The organism is Chryseobacterium capnotolerans (assembly GCF_021278965.1).
Classification (GTDB): Bacteria; Bacteroidota; Bacteroidia; order Flavobacteriales; family Weeksellaceae; genus Chryseobacterium; species Chryseobacterium capnotolerans.
Genome location: NZ_CP065589.1, coordinates 2,598,992 through 2,619,611, shown reverse-complemented (window position 1 = coordinate 2,619,611; position 20,620 = coordinate 2,598,992). Strand labels below are relative to the sequence as shown.

The following is a 20,620-nucleotide window of genomic DNA, read 5'->3' as shown; positions in this document are numbered from 1 at the left end:
TTTTACGTAGATTTTTATATGTAAAAAGTTTTTCTGAAAATCCGGAGGGCTTGACCTTGACAGAATTTAGCTATTGGGCTTGGTAGCGAATTACCTTTGGTTTCTGTTTTTTATTTTAATTTGTAGTTGTAATTAGTTCATTCTTTCTTTTACAAAACTAGAAACGGTTAATCTATGTACACCTAAAATCCTACCTATTGCAGAATATGAAACTTTTTTTTCAATCAATTCTTGAATCTTCTTTTCCTGACCAGTTAATTTTGTCTTAGAAGATTTACTACCCACAGGACGGCCTAAAATTACACCTTCTGCTCTTTTCCGAGCTAATGCTTCTTTAGTTCTTTGGGATATAAGGTTTCTTTCAATTTCGGCTGATAAACCAAATGCAAATGCTAATACTTTAGAATTAATATCACTTCCTAAGCGATAATTGTCTTTAATGGTCCAAACTTGAATATCACGATTCATACATTCATTAAGTACACCCATAATCATCAGAAGATTTCTTCCAAGCCTGGATAATTCTGAGCAAATTAAAACATCTCCTTTTTTCATTTTTTTTAAAAGTTTTCCTAATTTTCTGTCATCAACATTCTTTGCTCCTGAAATAGTTTCTTCAATCCATTTGTTTACCACAATTTGTTGCTTGTCACAAAAATGATTGATTTCAAATCTTTGATTTTCTACTGTTTGTTTGTCTGTGCTTACTCTGATGTATCCGTAAATCATTTCTTTCGTTTAAAATTTTATACAATAATGGTATAAAATATATTATAACTGTCTAAAATAAACATAGACTATTAAAATAACATCTATATGAGCGATTATTTTAGACAGAATTCTTCAGTAAAGTCAAATTTTTCCAGTAGTGACTCCTTGGGTGATATTAAATGATATCGAACAACAGATAAAAGCAAAAATTGAGAAGCTGTAGGAACACCTCTTGAAAGAGTGGAATATGGATAATATCTACAGAGGAATCTTGACTGGGTATAATGAGGCCTTTATTATAGATAAAAAAGAAAGAAAAGAACTTATTAACAGAAGATCCAAAATCTGCCGAAATTATACGACCCTTATTAAGAGGGCGTGATATTAAGCGATACTCATACGAATTCGACTGATTTATATCTTATTACGACTCATAATGGAATCAAAGTTTGAAAATAGATATTGAACTGATTATCCCGTTGTAAAAAAGCACCTTTAGATCCTTCGGATATGATCTAGACTAAAACAGACTGGAGATAAAGGTGCTCGTAAAAGACTCCAATAATCAATGGTTTGAAACACAAGATTCGATAAGTTATTGGGAGGATTTTTTATAGACCGAAAATAGTCTGGATCGTAATATAACTAACAATCCTAATTTTTGTTTAGATAAAAACAAGTATTTATTAAAATAATACTATCTTTTTTGATTAGCGGGAAAGCATTAGTATTTAGTATCACTGATTTTTGAACTCGTCAAATTCTGCAAATGGTATTTTACTGATAGCTTGCCTGCATTACAACTGGTGTTGGCACGACAAGATGAATTAAGGAAAATATATCTGAGCAGCTAAAAGTTCCGTATGGGGAATTGACCCAACGATTTAGGAACTATTTACTAATTTAGCAATAATAGTTAGAAAATTCAGGCAAACTCATAGAGTCCAAAACTATTAACCACACTTATATTGGAAAATTTAGTGAATCAAAGGATGTTACAATTTATTTGAGTTAAATGATGAAGAAATCAGGTTTTATTGAGATCTCAATAAAACCTATTGCAGTTCATCATTTAACTCGGATAATCCATATAGGTCAAACATCATTTTATTCACTAAATTGTCCAAATAGATCAGTTGGTTAATAGTAGTGGAATTCTATGTTTGCCTGAATTTTGCTAACTATTAGTTCAAATTTAGAGTTCTAAATCATTAGGTCAATTTCCAATACAGGAATTCTTAGCTGCTCAAGAATATTTTCCTTAATTCATCGTGTTCCTCCTATGTAATTCAGGAAAGTTATCAATAAAACAATATTTGAAGAGTGACGAGTTCAAAAATGCAGTCTAAATAAGAAAGATGCTTTCACCGCTAATCATAAAGGATTGTATTATTTAATACATAAATGTTTTTATCGTAGAGATAAATTTGGAATTTTTGTTATATTAGGATACATAATTTTTTCGGTATATAAAAAATCCTCCATATAAGCTTATCGAGTCTTGTGTTCAGACCATATGATTAGTAGTCTCTTCTACCAGCTCCTTTATCGACAATCTGTTTTAGGCTATCATATCCGAAGGATCTAAAGTGCTTTTTTACAACAGGATAATCATTTCAATATCTATTGCCTTTACGCCCTCTTTGATTCCATTATGAGTATTAATCAGCCATAAATCAGTTGCTTCATAAGCATATCTTTTTATATCTCGGCCTCGTAAAAAAGGTCGTATAATTTCTGCACTTTTAGGATCTTCTGATTAATAAGTTCATCTTTCGTTTTGCTCCGTCTATAATAAAGGCATCATTAAACCCTGTTTAGATTCCTCTGTAGATTTATCCTTATGTTCCAATCTTTCAACGGTGTGCCAATCTTCTCAATTTTTTCCTTTATCTGCTGTTCGATTAGAGTTAGTATTACCCAAGTTTCAGAATTTGAAAAATTTGACGACAATGAAGAATTCTGTCTAAAATAATCGCTCAAATTAATTAACAGCTTTTCTTTAACAATACAGGCTTCTGTTTGTTGTCTATTTTTATCCCTAGTAAATGTCAAAATATTAGTATCTACTGTTGCTGTATCAAATATCTGATTTCCTGAGAAGTCAATTAAAATTTCAGGATTTGTTTTCTCTGCAAAAAATTTACGCAGACTCTCGCCATAGGCAGCTCTCATCCATTTATTGGAAGTAATAAAGGTTAATATTCCTTTAGGTTTAAGAATATCATATCCTAACTCATAAAATAAACTATAAATATCCCCAGTTTTAGCAAAAGTTTCATATTCCATTTGCTGAAGCGCATCACTTTCAGCTCCCATTTTTTGTAGTTGAATGTATGGGGGATTCCCTATGATAGCATCAAAACCAATAAAATTTCCTTCGTTATCCAATACTTCCGGAAATTCAAAACGCCACTCAAAAGCATTTTCATATATCTTATTGTTCTTAATCTCTTCAATAAAATCTTCAATTTTTTTGATTTTAGCTTCCAGAGTTTTCTTATCTTTCTGTTGAGCCTTTGTTAATGCAGTTTCAAAAAGTTGCTCACTCTGATATTTTGTATAATATTCTCCTCTCAATAAATTGAGAGATTTTATTTCCTTACTGTTTTTGCTAATTTCTGTCCTGAATCCTGTTTTGATGTTATTAATAACTTGTTCTAATTCCCATTTTTGAGCTTTACTTTCTGCATTACGGTAAAGATCAACAGCTTCCTTATATTTTTCTATGGAAATTCCTGTTTTTTTCAGAGCAGATGACAAGTTACTGTCCAATCCAAACCGGTTAATTAATGAATTGCCATTCTTAATATTAATATCAATATTAGGAAGTGTTTCCAATTCGTTCTCTGATTTATAATAAGCATTCTTCAGTAATTCAATCCAAAGACGAAGACGACATATTTTTACAGAATTAGGATTTATGTCTACACCAAACAAACAGTTTTCTATAATGGTTTGTTTTTCGTGAAATAAAGTCTCCTGAATTCTCTGGCTTTCTTTAATTTTAGGATTATATTCGAAAAGTTCTCCATTTTCGTCTGTAATTATTAATTCGTCATTCTGTACTTCGATATTATAATCTTTTAATTTCTTCCCGAATTTATCTACCAGAATTCCAAGATCATTTTTAATCGCTATCAATTCATTAAGAGCAGATACCAAAAAGTGACCTGAACCAACCGCGGGATCGCAAACACGTAAAGAATTGACAATCTCATTTGCCTCTTTTATATCGTTTATTCTATTATGTAAATCGACAATTGATTTACAATCCCAATTCTTTATCTCATTGAATTTTTGTAAAACTGCTTTGCGTAACGTTTCTTTACACATATACATTGTGATAAAGCCCGGAGTATAAAAACTACCATCTTTATATCCATTAATCTTCTCAAAAATCAACCCTAGGACAGAAGCATTAATCAAGGTCTTATTTTCATCTAAAATATCTGCTGTCCCTTCACTTGCAAAATCATAAGCATCTAAAAATTCAAATAGATATTCTAAAGTATTAAGTTCTCCACTTCTTTTTTTACCTGTTGTATCTTTCAGAACTGTTGTAGGAAGTATGGGTATTTTCTTTTCGTCCTTTAAATTACTAATAATTAGAGTCGAATGCTCTAATTCGGTAGGTTCAAAAAGCGAACTATTCAAGTAAGGAACCTTTTCATATGCTTTCTTAACATCTTCATTTCTGTCCTCATACCTTCTCGCTAGAACCTGAAAGAATAAAGTATTAAGGTCATCGTACTGTCTTATCTTATTAAAATTTAAGAAGAGAAATGCTTTGTCACCTCTGTGATAATTGACGAGCTGTCCCTCCATTAACTTTAGGAATAAAACCCGGTTAATCCAAGTAATATTGAGTTCTAGTGCGATGTTGAAAAGTCTTTCTTCATATGAATCTCCATACAAGAATGGCTTATTGATACGATTTACCTTATCCAAAGAATCCAATTGTATAATGGTATCTTCTAATAAAGAACCTAAATTTCTTTGTCCAGACTTATTGCGCTCGATTAATCGTTTTCCAGCTTCCTTTGTCTCTGTTAATCCAATAATATGTAACAATTCATTATAAAAACTCTTATCTAAAGTATTACTGTCATTGATGAATGGAAGTTTTAGGAGATGAGCCGGACTAAATATTTTAAAAATAGCAATCAGCTTGTTGTCATCCCTTTGAGAATGGTTCTTTACAATAGATGCGTAATCTTTTAAATTGAAATAGGTAAACTCTAATTGACTAGCTACCTCATCTAAAAATGGCTTTGCAATTTCTTTATAGAATACATCTGTTGATATTCCTGAAAGTCTTTTCGTTTCAAAATCCTCAAATTGCTTAACTAATTTTTTGTTCTTAGCAAAAAAATATTCGAATTGATACGCATCAAAAATGAACCACTCATATAGATTGGTTACAATAAGATGTTTAACCTCCAAATTTTTATGTGTAATTCTCTCCCTAAGAAAATATAATAACAATTCCTGAAGTGCTTTAGTGTTTAGTCTTTTAGCACTTACCATTTCCGCAGAATTGCTAATGCTCTTGGTTTCAATAATTACCCCTACAGGACTAGCAGTTGTTTTATCAGTATGTATAACTAAATCATTTTTTCCTTTTGTATTTATATAGAAATCAGCATCAAAACCATTTTTTTTAGGAAGTCTATAATGAGATTTTTTTGAAATTCTTCGGATTCTTTTTCATTGATCCTTTCAAAAAGTGTTACAAAATTGTGCTTGAAATTTTCAATATCTTTTCTGTTTGGTTTAAGTTTCAGAAAGGATTTATTTAGAGATTTATGAGGAGTTAATATTTTTTGTGACACAGGTTTAGTTTTTATTGATGGTTATCCAATTTGTTTTTTTAATTCTTCTTTACTTGGAAGAATAGCTTTGTATTCTTTCGCAAAAATGGTCTTATTGTTTTCCGGAAGTGTAAATTCTATCACTGTTTTGTTCTCCTCTTTACAGAGAATGATTCCTATTGTAGGATTTTCATCCTTCGTTCTTATCTTTCTATCATAATAATTTACATACATCTGCATCTGTCCAATATCTTGGTGGGTTAGTTTTCCAATTTTTAAATCTAATAGAACAAAACATTTTAGCAACCGATTATAGAAAACCAAATCCACAAAAAAGCTGTCACCGTCAAAAGTAAATCGCCTTTGCCTGCCTTCAAAAAGGAAACCTTTACCCAATTCTAACATAAAATGTTCCAGCTTATTGATGATTTCTGTCTCCAAATCACTTTCGGAATAGCGACTATCTTCTTTCAAATCCAGAAATTCCAAAACATAATGACTTTTTAGAACGTCGGTGGGCTTTTCTATAATTTGCCCTTTTTGAGCTAATTGTTTCACACCTTCTTTATCCCTGCTAAGAGCTAATCTTTCATAAATTGCAGAATTATATTGTCTGGTCAATTCTCTTACGCTCCAATTGTTTTGAGAAGCTTCTATTTCATAAAAGTTTCTTTCGTCTTCATTCTCAATTTTAAGTAATTGTATATAGTGAGTCCACGATAGTGTAAATGGTAAATTACGAGATGGTATTTCATCATTTAAATTTTCTGAAGAAATCCCAATCACTGATTGGGATTTTCTAAATTCCCCAGTCATCGATTGGGGAATTCTGTCTTGAAATGTTAAATAAAATTTTCTGAAATATTCCAGATTTGAAATAGAATATCCTATTCCAAATTCTTTCGTTAATTGTTTACTGAGTTTTTTAAGTATCTCCTTAGCGTATTCGGCTCTATCTCTGCCATTTTGTTCGTCCTCAACAATTATTCTACCTATTTCAAAATAAGTTAACAACATAGTAGTGTTAATATTGCGGACGATACTATTCTTAGCATTTTCAATCAAATGCTTAATGGATGTGAAAAGAGTGGATGATAATTGATGCATATTTACAAATTTAACATTATTTCCATTATCCTTCATCAATATCATATACTAAGAAGATGATTCTTTTCTTACGTAAGTTTATTTATTTAGGAATTGATTAAAAATACTTATTCAATTTGTTCGTTGGGGATTTTAAGAAAAAATTACTTTTTCCTATTTTGCTGTTTAACACCAACCTTCAGCTCCCTAGCAAAATCCACCATCACCACCTGACTTCCCTGAAACGGATTATAAGACGGCTGATAATCAATATAGCCCGAAGAATGGAGATTCTTCAGGCATTTATGATAGGTGGCTTTTGAGCGGATTTTACTGATGCGCATCACCTCATCGCGGGAAATACTGACCGGATTTCGGAAACGGCTGAAATTCCAGAACTGGAATAAGGCTAAATAGAGGCTGATGTGTGATGGATTAAGTGTATTATCCTGAGCCACCTTTTCATAGAAAGCTGTGAGGTGTTTGATATAATTCATAATTTGGTTCGCTGTTGTTAAATCATTACTTCTTTTTCAGCATTTCTTCAATGTCTTTGTAATTGTAATATAATGTCCCGCCGACACGGGTGTAAGATAAAGTTCCATTGATACGTAGCTTCTGCAATGTTCCGGAGGAAATTTTTAGAAGCGCTTTGACCTCTGACGAACGCAGCCATAATTTCTGCTGGGAAATCTTAATTTGAAACAGGTTTTGTAGGTCTTCCAGCAATTCGGTTCTAAATTCCTGAAGGCCTTCTTTGGTAATTAGGTTTACGATCATAACTACTTCATTTTTGTTTTTGACTTAGCTTTCTTCTACAAAGTTGCAGCAATAAAACCCTGAAAACAATAGGGTTAGAGGAGCGTGGGCTAAATAAGAACAATCTGGATGATGCAGAAATCTTTTGGAGATTAAAAAAGAATAAATTGGATTCTACTAGATGGTGTACAAAGAAAAAAGACGAGTTCCGAAGTCTTTTCCCTTTTTGCAAAAAAGGCAAGAGAGTCTTGGATATAAAACTTGAAAAGTTTGTATATACAAAGACACATCTTGCTTAATTGTACCGCCGATTTTTCAGAGTTCTAAAAAAAAGCTTACATTTGATTGATTATTAATGAGTTGCATTAATTGCTTTTGAAAAGAAAAAAAGCAGAAAAGACAATGACATCAGGGTTGTTCAATTTTTGAGCCGCATTAACAGTACCCGGCTCAAATTCTGAGCCGGCTTTGGGATGAGCGGCTTACTTTTTGAGCCGGATCGGAGTGTTGTGGTAACAATTTTGAGCCGGTTTTCAAAAAGGGTGCTCAATTTTTGCGCAGGGATATGAGTTGCTATAGTTTCTTTGATACAGTTTAGCAATATGGCGGTTTAATTTTTTGAGCCGCATCGACAGTACCCGGCTTAAATTCTGCACCGAGTTAGAATTGACCGGCTCACTTTTTGAGCCAGGTAAACCCTTTGTGGTAACATTTTTGAGCCGGTTTTCAAAAAAGTGGTTCAATTTTTAAGCAGCAGAAGAGCTGCTTTACTTTATTGAGATATACTTCAGAAATATGGTTGCTCAAATTTTGAGCACGCATTTAAATATCCTACTCAATTTTTACGCAGGATCAGTGTGGAGTTGCTTAGTTTTTGAGCCGGTTTTAAGTTGAGCTGTGCACATTTTGCGCAGGCTTCCAGTTAACCTGTACTAAAATTACGCAGGTTTATGATAGATTATCCATCAATTTCTTTTTACATAGATTGATTATATTTGAATTACTTTGAAGTTTTTAAATAAATGACTTTTTTAAAGAAGCCAGATGAATTACCAAACATTTGAACCGGATCAGGACTTGACAGCATTTATCAAATGTTATTGGACACTGGAAAGCCCGAAAGAAGAAAAACCTGAAAAACAAACCATCGTTCCTGACGGATGTATGGAGATGATCTTTCATTATGGCGATCTATACAAACAATACTTGGACAATGGGAACAACATTATCCAGCCCAGATGTTTTGTCATCGGACAACTGACAAGGCCACTTGAGATCGAACCGACAGGCGAGACAGGAATTTTCTCCATTCGTTTTCGTCCGGAAGGATTTTTGCCTTTTACCACTACTCCCATAAAGGAGATGGAAAATACTGCTGTTTCATTGGAAAAGCTGTTTGGAAAGGATGGACAGGAAATAGGGCAACAGATCTTAAGTGCCAACTCCACTGCGGAGAGGATAAAGTTTATTGAAATATTTTTACTTGATAGGCTAACTGACCTTGAAACTGTTGACCGCATTGTAAAATCAACGGTTGAAACAATTATGACAGCCAACGGGCAACTCTCGGTTGATGAATTGTCCAGACACTCCAAAGTCGATCGAAGACAATTGTTACGCAAATTTTCTTCAGCCATTGGCCTAAGTCCGAAACAACTGTCTAGGACGATCCGATTGCAGGCTGCACTCAAAATGTTACTGAACGATCAGTTTTCCAGCCTCTCAGATCTGGCCTACGAAAACGAGTATTACGATCAGGCGCACTTTATCAAAGATTTTAAAGAATTTACCGGATCTACGCCCAAAGAATTTTATGGTACTCATCTTAAGATGTCCTCGCTTCTTTACAGAAAGGATTAGACTTGTCCCATTTTTACAATTTTAGTTTTCAAAAACATTGCAACTTTGTCATCTCAGCTTTCACAAAAGAAACCATTTGGTGTTTGGAAATCAAATAAAATGACAATTATTCAATCAGCTAAAATTATGAAAACAGGAGCAAAATTTTTTATTGCGGTCGTTAGTTTGGCGATTCTTTATGCCTGGACAATAAAGCAGGCAAATGACATTCAAAAAGCGGAATGGCTGATCGGTACCTGGGAAAATAAAACCCAGAAAGGCAGCATCTATGAAACCTGGACCAAAACTGGCAATAATGAATTGTCGGGGAAAAGTTATAGTATCAAAGGCAAAGACACGATCGTTTTTGAAAATATCCGGCTCGTGCAGGAAAACAAAAAGTTATTTTACATTCCGACTGTTAAAAATCAAAATGATGGTCTGCCTGTTCTTTTTGCCGCCAAAACTATCTCTGAAAATCAATTGGTCTTTGAAAATCCGGAGCACGACTTTCCGCAGATCATCGCTTACACAAAAATCAATTCCGATTCATTAATAGCCGAAATTTCAGGAACAAAAAACGGACAGAAACGCAAACAGACCTTTCTAATGAAAAGAGTGAAAAGGTAAAAATGTAGATAAGTTTCTATTTTTTCATACTACTTATCTTATCCAATATTTGCTTTTTCCTGTTCTCTAAAGTTCCGCTTACTTCCAGAACTTCATTGCTGAAATCTCCAATCCAGTCTTCTAAAATATCATTTACTTCCTGTCTTAGATTCGGCAGATCCGATTCCCGACAAACTATTAGATCGACTTTTTCTATGGGGATAAAAACCAATAGGTCAATTTCAGCAATTGCCGCGGCCATCTCTTCGTAGAGATCAGATATATTTTTCTTTTTGCCAACCGCATAGACATACGCCAAAAGGTCTAACGGGCAACGGTCAAAAATTGCATTGTCATCACTATTTTGTAATTGTTCTACCGAAAAATTGAATTGCTCAATATAATCTTCCAACGTCGGTATTTCTGAAAACAAATATCCTTCCTCTTCAAGTTGTAAGTAAGGCTCATTTATAAATTCATAATCAGGTAAACTTTCAGCGATCTCTTCCGCCAAAGTTGTTTTTCCGACCCTATGGGAACCTGTAAAAGCTATTCGCATAATTAGTTTCTCTATTTAATTTAAAACTATCATAAACTTTGCAATAAAAGATTTTTATCTTCCACTCATATTTTGGTCATAAAAATCTGTAAACTTATTTATTAGCTCGTCTAAATTTTCTCTATTAAATTCACCAAAACCTAAAGTCATAATGTGCCCTTCAGTATTATTTGACAAAACACGGTTGAAGTTTTCTATATAAGTATGAGCGTGTCCTTGTAATTGTAATTCAGTATTTATTATTTTCACCCAATGCTTCTCATCTTTATCATCATCTATCGAGTAAGTTAAATAAGGTAGAACAAAAGGAACAAATTTATCATATTGCTTATTTTTATGTGGATTTAAATTGTCATTTGGCCAAATTCTGAAATTTTCAAATAGGTTTAAATTTTCAGATTGAACGATTGTAGCAGTCTCATTTTTTGCAATTTCTGAAATGATTTTCCCTTGGTCCTGAGTATACAACCAAAACCAAGCTAAATCCCAGGCAGTAGCACCTTTATGATTTATTAAATTATAAGGATGAAATATTGAATCTATTGCGATATAACCTTTTTCACCAATCGTGTTTCTAATAATTTCTATTAAATCATTATGATTGGAGATTTTTTGCATAGGATTTCCATTAATGAATCCATAAATATAATTCGACGTCCAATTTGATGGTTTATGGTATCCGTCATCAAGAATAGAATTTTCAATGATTTTTTTCGATTGTGAAATTGCGTCATCACTTTCTTTTAATTCATTTTCCTTTTTTTGTGTTGTCTTGAAAAAGTCAAAAAATCCCATATTTATCTCTTATTTAATTATTCTTGAACATTCCAAATATACGCATTGAATCAATATATACACGATTTCAGCAATTCAATCTTCCTCAATCTCCTTCAATCTCTTGAATCAAAGAAAATCTATGAAATTGATTTTGGCAATTTTAAAATGCAGATATCAGAAAACTTACGATTTGAGGAGTGTTGTAGACATCATCCAAACACAACTTAATTAAGATCTTCATTCGCAGCAAACTTTTCTCTGCACTGATGCTGATACTCTTGCAGCGACATACCATAGATCTCTGAAAACAGTTTTAGAAAGTTAGAGCGAGAGGCAATTCCGCATAACTTGGATAGAACTTCTGTTTTCTGATTAGCTGATATAGGATCTTCTGCGATCAATTTGGCGATGTAATTGATGCGCAACTCACTTAGGTAACGATTAAAATGCATTCCTTTCTCCGTGTTAATGTAGGCAGATAGATAATTAGGATTTGTCCCTACTCTTATGGCAATTTTTTTCAAACTCAGGTTCGGCTTTAAAAACTCTTTTTCATCTTCAAATTTCTGTAGATTCTTCCGAATTCTGTTGCGAATCTCTGCACTCAATGTGGATTTTGGCGGTGAGACATCAGTTTTTAATCTCTCAATATCAACACCTACACCCGCTAAGACCACATTGTATGTTTTCTCGGACTTCTTTTCCAGATAAGTGTTTATAGTGAATATAAGTAAAAACATAGAGAATGTTACAACTCCAAAGAGAATATTCCTGTAACGCTGTGTAATACTCGAATATTCAATATTTATCCGCTCGGCCTCAAACTGTATAAAAAGATGATGTGTGTCTTCTATGTTTATTTTTTCAATTTTGTGGAGGGTATTGGCAAAAGATAAGCTCTCATCTATATTTGATTTTTTATGGGCATTCTCCAGTAAAATCTTATAGTTTTCCGTAAGCTCAGGAAAGAAAAAATGGTATTTCTGATAAAGAGAATCAACTTTTCTAAAAAAACTAAAGGATTCTTGTTCTCGGTGCTGAGCCAATTTATTCTTTCCCAGATAAAAGTAGATCACTGATACCCCGGCAAAGTCATTTACCCTGACCAGTTCCGGAAGTGCACGATTGAGATCGGCAATACTTTGCTCGTAATTTCCTTTACGGAATTTAGAAATGCCTTCTGATTTAAAAAACACAACTCCTTAACTGGACAAAATCTAAATCTTTGGGTATTTCCCTCTTGCCTATTTCAATTAAGCGGTCGGCACTATCATCATCTCCTATTTGCTGGTAGCAATAGATAAGTTGATGTAAAGTATTATAATAGCCTTTGCGCATATTGTACAGGATATCTGGGGAATTATTTTTCAAAATTTCCTGTCTAAAGAATGCAGAACAGGCCTCAAATTGACTGACCGCTTCATTATAATATCCCAGATAACTCTTCATTACACCCAGGTGATATAATATATTATACTTTATGTATGGACTAGTGCTATATCTGGCGTAGGATAACGCTTTTATATAATCATCCAATGCAGGTTGATAGTCTTTAAAAATAAAGTAAGACACAATTCCCCTTCCAAGATAAGCAGAGCCAATAAGATCGTTATTACAACTATGCTGAGCGGAAGTTATTGCACTGTCTGCATACAGCTTTTTGCGGTATCCTGATGGCTCAAAATGTAGGGCATCTTGGTATGCATATGTTAATTCGGAATAATTTTTTTCTTTTTTCGCGAGGGCAATTAAAAGGTCAACGTAAGAAAGTGCTGTAGTATCATTAACCTTCTTGTAATCGTACTTTTTTCTGATTTGATGATAGGCTACATTGTCTGTACTCTGCGCAACCCATAATTCCGCAGTGGAAACCAAAAGCAATATAAACAACCTGAACATCTGCACGTTATCTTCATTTTATTAAAACCTTTTATAAAATTACGTTATTTTTTATGGAATATCCAACTGTTTGTAAACTACATAACCAAAAATACCATCCATTATGGTTCTTATTCACACAAAATAACATTTGATTTGCTGAATAAGCATCATTTGTCTTTTTGAGCACAATGTCTAATTCCAACTTATAATCACTTTTATGAAAAAAACTATAGCCTACAGCTATGCCGCTCTGGGATTTTGATACAGAGGATCAGTTTATAAACTGGCATCAGACATAGGAAACAGGCATCGTAAATCATTTTTTTGTTGAATTTCTGTTTTACATTTGATCAGTAATTGTAAGAAAAATAGACATACAGTTTACACAAAATACTTTCAACAATAAACTAATGTCATGAAATATTTAAAAAGATAATACCATTTGCGGTAAGCATTTTCTTTGTTATTCTCTTCTGCTATGCAGCTATCAGTAAGATATTGGATTTTGAGAATTTCCAGGTTCAGATTTCAGCATCACCATTGTTGAATGCATTTTCGCAATTCCTGCCTTACACGATAATCATTGTCGAAGTTATTATAGCAGGATTGTTATGCTACCCGAAAACCAGAACTATAGGACTGATAGGAAGCTTTATTTTGATGCTCATCTTTACTGGATATATTGCTAAACTACTAAGTACAAGTAAAAATCTCCCTTGTTCCTGCGGCGGAATATTGGAGAAAATGAGCTGGAACCAGCATCTGTATTTTAATATGGGTTGTGTCGTTCTTTCTATCATCGCTTTAGGTTTAAATCTAAAATACAGCAGGCCTGCTGAATAAGTATGTTACCGTAATATTTACGGACAATTATGACTGAATTTGTAATTAATGTTCAACCTTAAAATTAGACAGCCGAAAGCTGTTTAACAACCCGAAATTCTAAAATGATTTTATTAACAACAATTTGTTTGAGAATATGTAGAATAGGATATTTTGGTGCGATAAGATTTGTAAATCTATCGATTTAATTAAATGACTTAACCTACTCAGTCTTACTTCTCACGCAAGTTTCTAAAGTTTTTATGGTAATCTTTTTTGATGTATAAAAAGACCGGAATTATGAAACTTAATCAAATTTTGAAAGCCAATGCGGTAGCGATTGCAGCCGTGATATTCTCTGGGGCTGTGATGTCGTTTAAAGTGGCAGAGAAAAAAGCGGCTACGACGTATTTCTATAACAGCACGGACATTGCCTCCGGAGCATTTGCCAATACCTCACACTGGCAGACCACCAATGCTTCAGGATGTGAAGTTGAAGGAGAAAGACCTTGTAGTATTGTGGTTCCCGACGGACAGACCCTGAATGATGTTTTGGATGGAAAAAGCAATGCGCAGGTTCTATCTATGAGTTCCAATCGTAAGCCCTAACTACTTTTGGCAATAAATGATAAATTGAAGGCTGGCACTGGCCAGCCTTCTTTTATAGATCTTATTCTACTGCTATTGTATCTATCTTGGATTCTGCGGCATTCCGCTTAGCGTTATAATATCTTCCGGAATAGCTATTGCGTACCGAAGGTCATTCGGAGGTAGCGTATAAGTTTGTCCTTTGACCGTTCTTATTAACGTAATTTTGGCCCCGTCCCGGTTATACCGTTTAAGATCTGCCCAGCGAATTCCCCTGAACAAGAGTTCTTTGCATCTTTCTTTTTTAATAATTGACAAGGCTTCTTGCTTTGAGCCAGCTGTAAAAGGAATATAGGTTCCGCTTTGCCATCTCTTAATAAGCAGATTGTTTAGCATCATCATAGCATTGGTGATGTCATTCGTTTGAGCATAGGATTCTGCGGCGATCAGGTACAATTCGTCCACTGCAACGCTGGTTATTTTCCCTGAAGATCCTCCGGTATAATTGCCCTTAAAGGAAATATCACCGTTAGCATTAACTCTGAAATAGGCCGATCTCCTGATATCATTAGCGTGATAGCTCTGATACAGCGTATCGATCACTTTAGCTGCTGCAAAGCGTACAGGTGCTGAGATCCTCATAGTTGTCCGCAGCAAAACTTCAGAATTCATATCCTTGATGGGGTAAGATTCTGCTACGTTCAGAGTATTGAAATCCACCAGGATATTTTGATAGCTCAATGCCTGCAAGGCATAGGTCAGGGCTGTCTGGTAATCGCCCATAAAGAGATAAGTCCTTGCCAGGTATCCTAAGGCCGTAACCCTGGATGGTCTGCTGGCAGCAACCTGTTTGACCGGCAAAAGATCCACCGCTTGCTGAAGATCTGTCAGGATCTGATCATATGTCTGTTTCACGGTAGAACGCTGGGAGGGAATATTCATATCCGGGTCCAAACGAAGCGGTAGTCCCAGATCTGTTGAAGCCTTATCACTGCTATAGGCAGGACACCAGATCTGCGCCGCATCCAGGTAGCGTATCGCTCTCATTGCCAATGCCTGTCCTCTAACGTTCTCAGATCCCGGAATGGCATAGGTTTCCAGATTATTGAGAACAACATTAGAAATATAAATAGCTTTGTAAGTATAATACCAATCATTGCCTGCACCCTGACTGGCGGATACATGATCTTTCTGCCAGGTGTATAAGCTTTTATCCTCCTGATATTCCATAGCATCAAAATCGGCATCCGACAAATAGAGTTCATCACAGGAGGCCAGTCCACTGGATGCAAAATTGATCATCACATCAGAAAGGCGATCCATCAATGCCTGGTTATCTTCAAGACTCACAGGGACGGCGAGTGTCGAATCAGACTTTTCATCCAGAAAGCGGCTACAGCCTGTCTGTATTGTCAGTATCATTAATACAGATAATAATCCCAATGTTATTTTAAATGACTTTTTCATAATATAATAAATAATGTTAGATCAGAAGTTTAGAAGTTTGCACGTAATCCGATGGTATACACGGAAGGTGGTTTCAATCCGTTGCCACCCAGGTTAAAATCCGGATCAATTCCACTTTTATTGGCTTTCCACAACAGACCAAGATCACTGAGGTTTACAAATAAACTGAGATCTTTGAACATTGTCGATCCTAAAAAATGTTTATTGAAACGATAGTTGAGATTGATGTATTGCAAACGGATGTGGTCTGCCTTTTCTACCAGTACGCTTGAACCACTGTAAAAAGCATCCCTGTTGGCGTTGCTCTGTAAAGTATTGGAAGGAACATCCGTGAATGCTTCATCACCCTCTTTCTGCCATCGGTCGGCAAAATCACTATGCCCCGTCCAGCTCCTGTATAAGTTGGTATAATTAATAGAACTTCTTCTGAAGTAGTATCCCAATTTAAATACAATACCGATATCGAGACTCAAATTCTGATAGCCCACCGAGTTGATGAACGATCCATATACCGTTGGTAAAGCTGAACCAAAAAACACCAGATCATTGACCGATGTTCCTGAGCCGGTAAGAGCTGCATAGTCCTTGCTTACTTCGTCATTAAGATAACCTCTGGGATCTCCCGTTTTGGGGTCCAGTCCTGCCCATTGGTAAGCGAAGATGGAATACACCGGTTTTCCTTCAATTCCTGAAATCGGTACGGAAGACCCATTTCCGATAAATTGATTGGCCATTGGGTTCAGTAGATAATATTTTGAGATCTTATCGTGGTAGATGCTGAAGTTGAGAATCGTATTCCATTGAATGCCCTTATCAATGTTGAGTGTTTTGAATACTATATCCATTCCTTTTCCTTTGATCTCTGCCACATTGGAACGCATATAATCAATACCTGTGGTATAGTCCATCTGCGCAGGGCCAAAGAGATTGGTTCCTTTCTTGGTAAAATATTCTACGGAGCCGCTGATCCTGTTGTTCCGGGATGAAAAGTCGAGGCCCATGTTAACCATACGTGAAGTTTCCCATCGAAGATTTGGATTGTAATAATTGTCAATACGGGCCATTGGCGTTCCCGTATAAAGTGAGTTATCCAGGTCGTAAGCAATGGTACTTACTGCCACCATTGCAGGATCGATATTTCCATTATACCCGATAGAGCCTCTAAGCTTCAGGCTAGGAAGCCAGGCTATCCCATAGAAATTTTCTTTTGAAATATCCCATAAAGTACCGACCGACCAGAAAGGATTCCACTGGTCATTCGTTTTAAGCCCGAACAGGTTGCTGGCGTCCCTTCGGAAACTTGCGGAAACCGTATATCTGTTATCGTAAGTATAGGCTGCATTGGCATAAAGGGAGACAAAACGGGTGGTACGTTTTCCCAAAGACTGGTTTCGCTGTATGAAATCAGTGCTGCCTGTGGGAAGCAGCGGGTATTGATGAGCGTAATCTACGGCGCCGGAGGTCATCCGTTCCTCATCAAATCCATAATAGCGGTTGTAATTATAGGTCCTGACCGCATCACGGCTTTCACCTCCTGCTATGGCGGAGATGTTATGCCTGTTCCATTGCCCTGTATAGCTGAGCTGCCCTCGGATATTGTTGATGGTGGTCAGAGAAGTGGATTGGTCTAAAATACCTCCTTTGGGAACAATGAACGTTACATTGCCATTATTGATCTGCGCAAAACTATTGACATAGTTCCTCGCGTAGTAACTCTGGGCATTATGCAGGTTATCCGAATTGTCATTCAAACGTTGATGCTGATATTTTACATCTGCTTCCAGTCCTTTCAGTATTTTATAATTAATGCCAGCGTTGACCATCACTTCCGAGCCTTTGGTTTTTACCTGGTCATTCTGCCAGTCGGTCAGAGGATAATAATTCCAGTCATTCAGCTTGCCCTTTTCAAAGCTGTCCTTGTAGTTCTGGTTATAATCCTTATTCACGACAAGAGGGCGACCGTTTTCATCTGCCAGCTGCATATAAGGAACGAATGAGTTTTTTCCCATAATAATCCCGCCGTAGGCAGTACGCCCGCTTTTTGTATTGGTTTCCGTGTAATACAGGCTGCTGGTGAGCGATATTTTATTTACAGGTCGCCATACGTTCTGGAAACGCAGGTTCATCCTGTTATAGTCTTCCCCTAAATTGCCGGTATTATCATCATACCCCAGTGCGGAACTCCATAAAAATGCAGGAGCTCCCCCTGTAAATCCTACGTAGTATTGTCTTTTTTCCGAAGGCGTGTACATATAGCGGCGGAACTGTTCTTTAGCGTCAATGCTCTTTAGTTGCTGGATCTGACGATCAGCTTCATCTGAAGAGATCGATCCGTTTTTTGCTCTATTCAAAAGATCGACCACAGGTGACAGGACAGGATGAGAGGAAGAGTTGATATCACTGTTATAAAAGCCCTTTTGAAATAATCCTTTTTCAACCTCTATAAAATCGGAAGATGACATTGTTTTCAGATAGCCAAAATCAGGCTTAGGGCTAAAGCTTGTATTGAAATTGAATTCCACTTTGACAGGCTGATTGAATTTTCCGGTTTTTGTAGTAATGACAATGACCCCATTGGCGGCTCTTGCGCCCCAGATACTGGCTGCTGAGGCATCTTTCAGTACCGTGATGCTTTCCACCATATTGGGATTGATATTACTGATGTCGCCTTCATAGGGAAAATTATCGACCACGATCAAGGGGGATTTGGGACCGTTGATGGTACTGAGCCCTCTGACCATCAGCTGCGGATTTCCGGAACGTCCCCGTTCGAGGAAAACACCGCCGGCAACACTGGCAAGCCTGTCGAGTATATTGGTACTGACCTGTTGATTAAGCAGTTTATTATCCGTGAATGTAAAGGAACCGGTAGCTCTTTCCTTGGGGATCTTCTGGTAACCGGTGGAGATATTCACTTCCTGAATGTCATTCACTTTGTGAGAAAGAACAATTCTCAGCGGTGTACCAAGTGGTAATGCTACATCAAGCGAAACCGATTTGTAGCCGCTGTGCGAAATATTCAGGGTGACCTTTTCCCCATTCGCAGGAAGTTTGAAAAAGCCATTTTTATCAGTGATTGTAACGGTTTTTAAATTTAGAATATTGATCGTTGCCCCCGAAAGCGGAAGCGAATTTTCTTCAGTGATCACATAACCTGAAACAGTGTGCTGTGCCGTGAGTGACAGCGTACAGCATAGCAGAAGCGGGATGCTTAGTTTCTTCATAGTTAAAATTACAGTTTGAATTAATTGTATAGTTTTTTGGAATGATATAGGAAAATGCTATTCTTTAGTACCATTCCCCACAGTATATCCGGGAGCTAATTTTTCAATTTGTCCCCTATGATCAGCATATCAATTTCACGCTCTTCTTCCTGAAGGTCCAGGTCATATTTTGAAAGCGCTCTCCTGATAGAAGGTACATCTGAGATTGTTCCCATTGTCAGGTCTACATTGCCCGTGATTCCTGTATCATCCACTATTGGTAAGGAAACCGTGGACAAGGCATTCAGGTTATTGACCAATTTATAGAGTGAAGCATTTTTTAAAATCGTTTCCGTCATTGAGAATGAAAAACGAGTTGGGCCTTCCTTGGTCCTTAGCTTATCGATGGATGATGTTCTTTTTAGTACTAAACATCTAACCTTCCTTTTTTCGATCGTAGCGCTATAATCTGCATACTCGCTGATATTTTTCAGCATTAACGGATAGAGGGAATCTGCTTTGGATAGCGGAACAATGTATTCATAGCTGTAGAGATTGCCATCTTCTACGGATCCGTCAGCTTTTTTGATATAGTCCAATACGGTAGGGTTTTGAACTTCTACGATTCTTCGCTTCTCACTAAAAGATTCTTTACGCACCTGAAATATCTCATCGGCAAGCGTGGAAAAGATCTCAAGAAGGGAAAGATTGGTAAACTGTCTTCCGTATATCTGGTTACCCGATCTTCGAAAACCGGAACCAAAGCCCATTCCCCGTATTCTTCCTTTGGCAAAAATGGAATAATTGATCATTGACAAGCCCTTTTCACGGTCAAAATCCTCGGAAAGCATCAGGGGTCTTTCCCTGCTCATCTGGATGACGGTCTGAAGACCAGAACTTTCCCCGCCTAAGACCTTACTGATGGTATTTTCATTGACCTGGGCACCGTCTGTTGTGCTGAGTAGCTTTCCATCTTTGATCCATACAACATAGGGAACGCCCTGATGCGGAAACAAGGGATGAAAGAGCTGGTCTCCTGCTACGGAAACAACATTATTGAAACGCTGACCGTTTTTGGAGGCAAAGAACTTTTCAAGGGTCTGGCGGTCCTGGTTGCTTACGGCCAGGATTTTTACTTTATGCCCGAACTGTTCTTTGAGCTGTTCCATCTTGGGAAACGCTTTCAGGCAGGCACTGCACCAGGTGTTCCAGAAGTCCAGAAGAATCAGTTTATTCTTATCGTCAGAAAGATCTAAGGTTTTTTGCGGATGATTCACTACCTGAAAAGAAGTTGTCCAGAAATTGTCAGGAAGAGATTCTCCGACTTTAACAGACTTGTTCTGCGCAAAGGATGTGGTAGTCGCAACAAAGGTAAAAACAAGGGATAGTATTCCCCTGCAAAAGATTTTTTTCATACTTTTGAATAGGTTTTTGATAATTATTAATCACTGATTATGCTCTTTCCGTTTGGTCGCCAAACTCTTGCGGAAAGGGCTTTCTTATTT

At 36.2% G+C, this 20,620-nt stretch carries 16 protein-coding genes and 1 pseudogene; 4 read left to right on the top strand and 13 right to left on the bottom strand.

The window, feature by feature from the left end:
* Positions 1–132: 132 nt before the first annotated feature.
* From H5J24_RS12490 to H5J24_RS12470, 6 genes and pseudogenes are all read right to left on the bottom strand, one after another.
* On the bottom strand, positions 133–729 hold the full coding sequence (locus H5J24_RS12490; RefSeq protein WP_027383975.1) for a master DNA invertase Mpi family serine-type recombinase: 597 nt from the start codon (positions 727–729) through the stop codon (positions 133–135).
* Between the two features lie 1,788 nt (positions 730–2,517).
* Positions 2,518–4,140, bottom strand: coding sequence for an Eco57I restriction-modification methylase domain-containing protein (locus H5J24_RS26195; protein WP_488153963.1), 1,623 nt, complete (start codon positions 4,138–4,140; stop codon positions 2,518–2,520).
* A gap of 54 nt (positions 4,141–4,194) precedes the next feature.
* Positions 4,195–5,546, bottom strand: a pseudogene (locus H5J24_RS26370) (DUF7149 domain-containing protein); the annotation flags it as partial.
* Between the two features lie 21 nt (positions 5,547–5,567).
* Positions 5,568–6,668 carry a PDDEXK nuclease domain-containing protein gene (locus H5J24_RS12480; RefSeq protein ID WP_228407616.1) on the bottom strand — a complete coding sequence of 367 codons (1,101 nt, stop codon included), beginning with the start codon at positions 6,666–6,668 and terminating at the stop codon, positions 5,568–5,570.
* A 107-nt stretch (positions 6,669–6,775) separates the two neighbouring features.
* On the bottom strand, positions 6,776–7,108 hold the full coding sequence (locus H5J24_RS12475; RefSeq protein WP_082811166.1) for a hypothetical protein: 333 nt from the start codon (positions 7,106–7,108) through the stop codon (positions 6,776–6,778).
* Positions 7,109–7,133: 25 nt separating this feature from the next.
* Entirely contained in the window at positions 7,134–7,391 is a 258-nt protein-coding gene (locus H5J24_RS12470) for a helix-turn-helix domain-containing protein (RefSeq protein WP_068942914.1), read from the bottom strand.
* Positions 7,392–8,414: 1,023 nt separating this feature from the next.
* On the opposite strand from H5J24_RS12470, the gene H5J24_RS12465 reads away from it, so the two are divergent.
* Both H5J24_RS12465 and H5J24_RS12460 read left to right on the top strand, forming a co-directional pair.
* Entirely contained in the window at positions 8,415–9,230 is an 816-nt protein-coding gene (locus H5J24_RS12465) for a helix-turn-helix transcriptional regulator (RefSeq protein ID WP_068942915.1), read from the top strand.
* Positions 9,231–9,356: 126 nt separating this feature from the next.
* A complete protein-coding gene (locus H5J24_RS12460; protein ID WP_068945053.1) occupies positions 9,357–9,839 on the top strand; it encodes a DUF6265 family protein in 483 nt (160 codons plus the stop codon).
* 16 nt (positions 9,840–9,855) lie between these two features.
* On the opposite strand, the gene H5J24_RS12455 is transcribed toward H5J24_RS12460, so the two are convergent.
* The 4 genes from H5J24_RS12455 to H5J24_RS12440 form a co-directional block, all read right to left on the bottom strand.
* Positions 9,856–10,377 (bottom strand): AAA family ATPase, encoded by a 522-nt coding sequence (locus H5J24_RS12455; protein WP_068942916.1) that lies wholly within the window; start codon positions 10,375–10,377, stop codon positions 9,856–9,858.
* Between the two features lie 54 nt (positions 10,378–10,431).
* Positions 10,432–11,172, bottom strand: coding sequence for a hypothetical protein (locus H5J24_RS12450; protein WP_068942917.1), 741 nt, complete (start codon positions 11,170–11,172; stop codon positions 10,432–10,434).
* A gap of 206 nt (positions 11,173–11,378) precedes the next feature.
* Complete coding sequence (locus H5J24_RS12445) at positions 11,379–12,350, bottom strand: helix-turn-helix domain-containing protein (protein ID WP_232816341.1); 972 nt, start codon at positions 12,348–12,350, stop codon at positions 11,379–11,381.
* The gene (locus H5J24_RS12440) at positions 12,340–13,053 is read right to left on the bottom strand and encodes a hypothetical protein (protein WP_232816340.1); all 714 of its coding nucleotides are present in this window, start codon (positions 13,051–13,053) and stop codon (positions 12,340–12,342) included. Before H5J24_RS12440 ends, H5J24_RS12445 begins: the two co-directional genes overlap by 11 nt.
* 402 nt (positions 13,054–13,455) lie before the next feature.
* Here H5J24_RS12440 and H5J24_RS12435 point away from each other — a divergent pair, with 402 nt between their 5' ends.
* Positions 13,456–13,878, top strand: a complete 423-nt coding sequence (locus H5J24_RS12435; RefSeq protein WP_346729999.1) for a MauE/DoxX family redox-associated membrane protein — start codon at positions 13,456–13,458, stop codon at positions 13,876–13,878.
* Between the two features lie 279 nt (positions 13,879–14,157).
* The gene (locus H5J24_RS12430) at positions 14,158–14,466 is read left to right on the top strand and encodes a hypothetical protein (protein ID WP_141395671.1); all 309 of its coding nucleotides are present in this window, start codon (positions 14,158–14,160) and stop codon (positions 14,464–14,466) included.
* 81 nt (positions 14,467–14,547) lie between these two features.
* On the opposite strand, the gene H5J24_RS12425 is transcribed toward H5J24_RS12430, so the two are convergent.
* The 3 genes from H5J24_RS12425 to H5J24_RS12415 form a co-directional block, all read right to left on the bottom strand.
* Complete coding sequence (locus H5J24_RS12425) at positions 14,548–15,912, bottom strand: RagB/SusD family nutrient uptake outer membrane protein (RefSeq protein ID WP_082811168.1); 1,365 nt, start codon at positions 15,910–15,912, stop codon at positions 14,548–14,550.
* A 29-nt stretch (positions 15,913–15,941) separates the two neighbouring features.
* A complete protein-coding gene (locus H5J24_RS12420; RefSeq protein ID WP_232816339.1) occupies positions 15,942–19,136 on the bottom strand; it encodes a SusC/RagA family TonB-linked outer membrane protein in 3,195 nt (1,064 codons plus the stop codon).
* Between the two features lie 95 nt (positions 19,137–19,231).
* Positions 19,232–20,530: a TlpA family protein disulfide reductase gene (locus H5J24_RS12415; RefSeq protein WP_068942923.1), complete on the bottom strand. Its 1,299-nt coding sequence runs from the start codon at positions 20,528–20,530 to the stop codon at positions 19,232–19,234.
* Positions 20,531–20,620 lie beyond the last annotated feature (90 nt).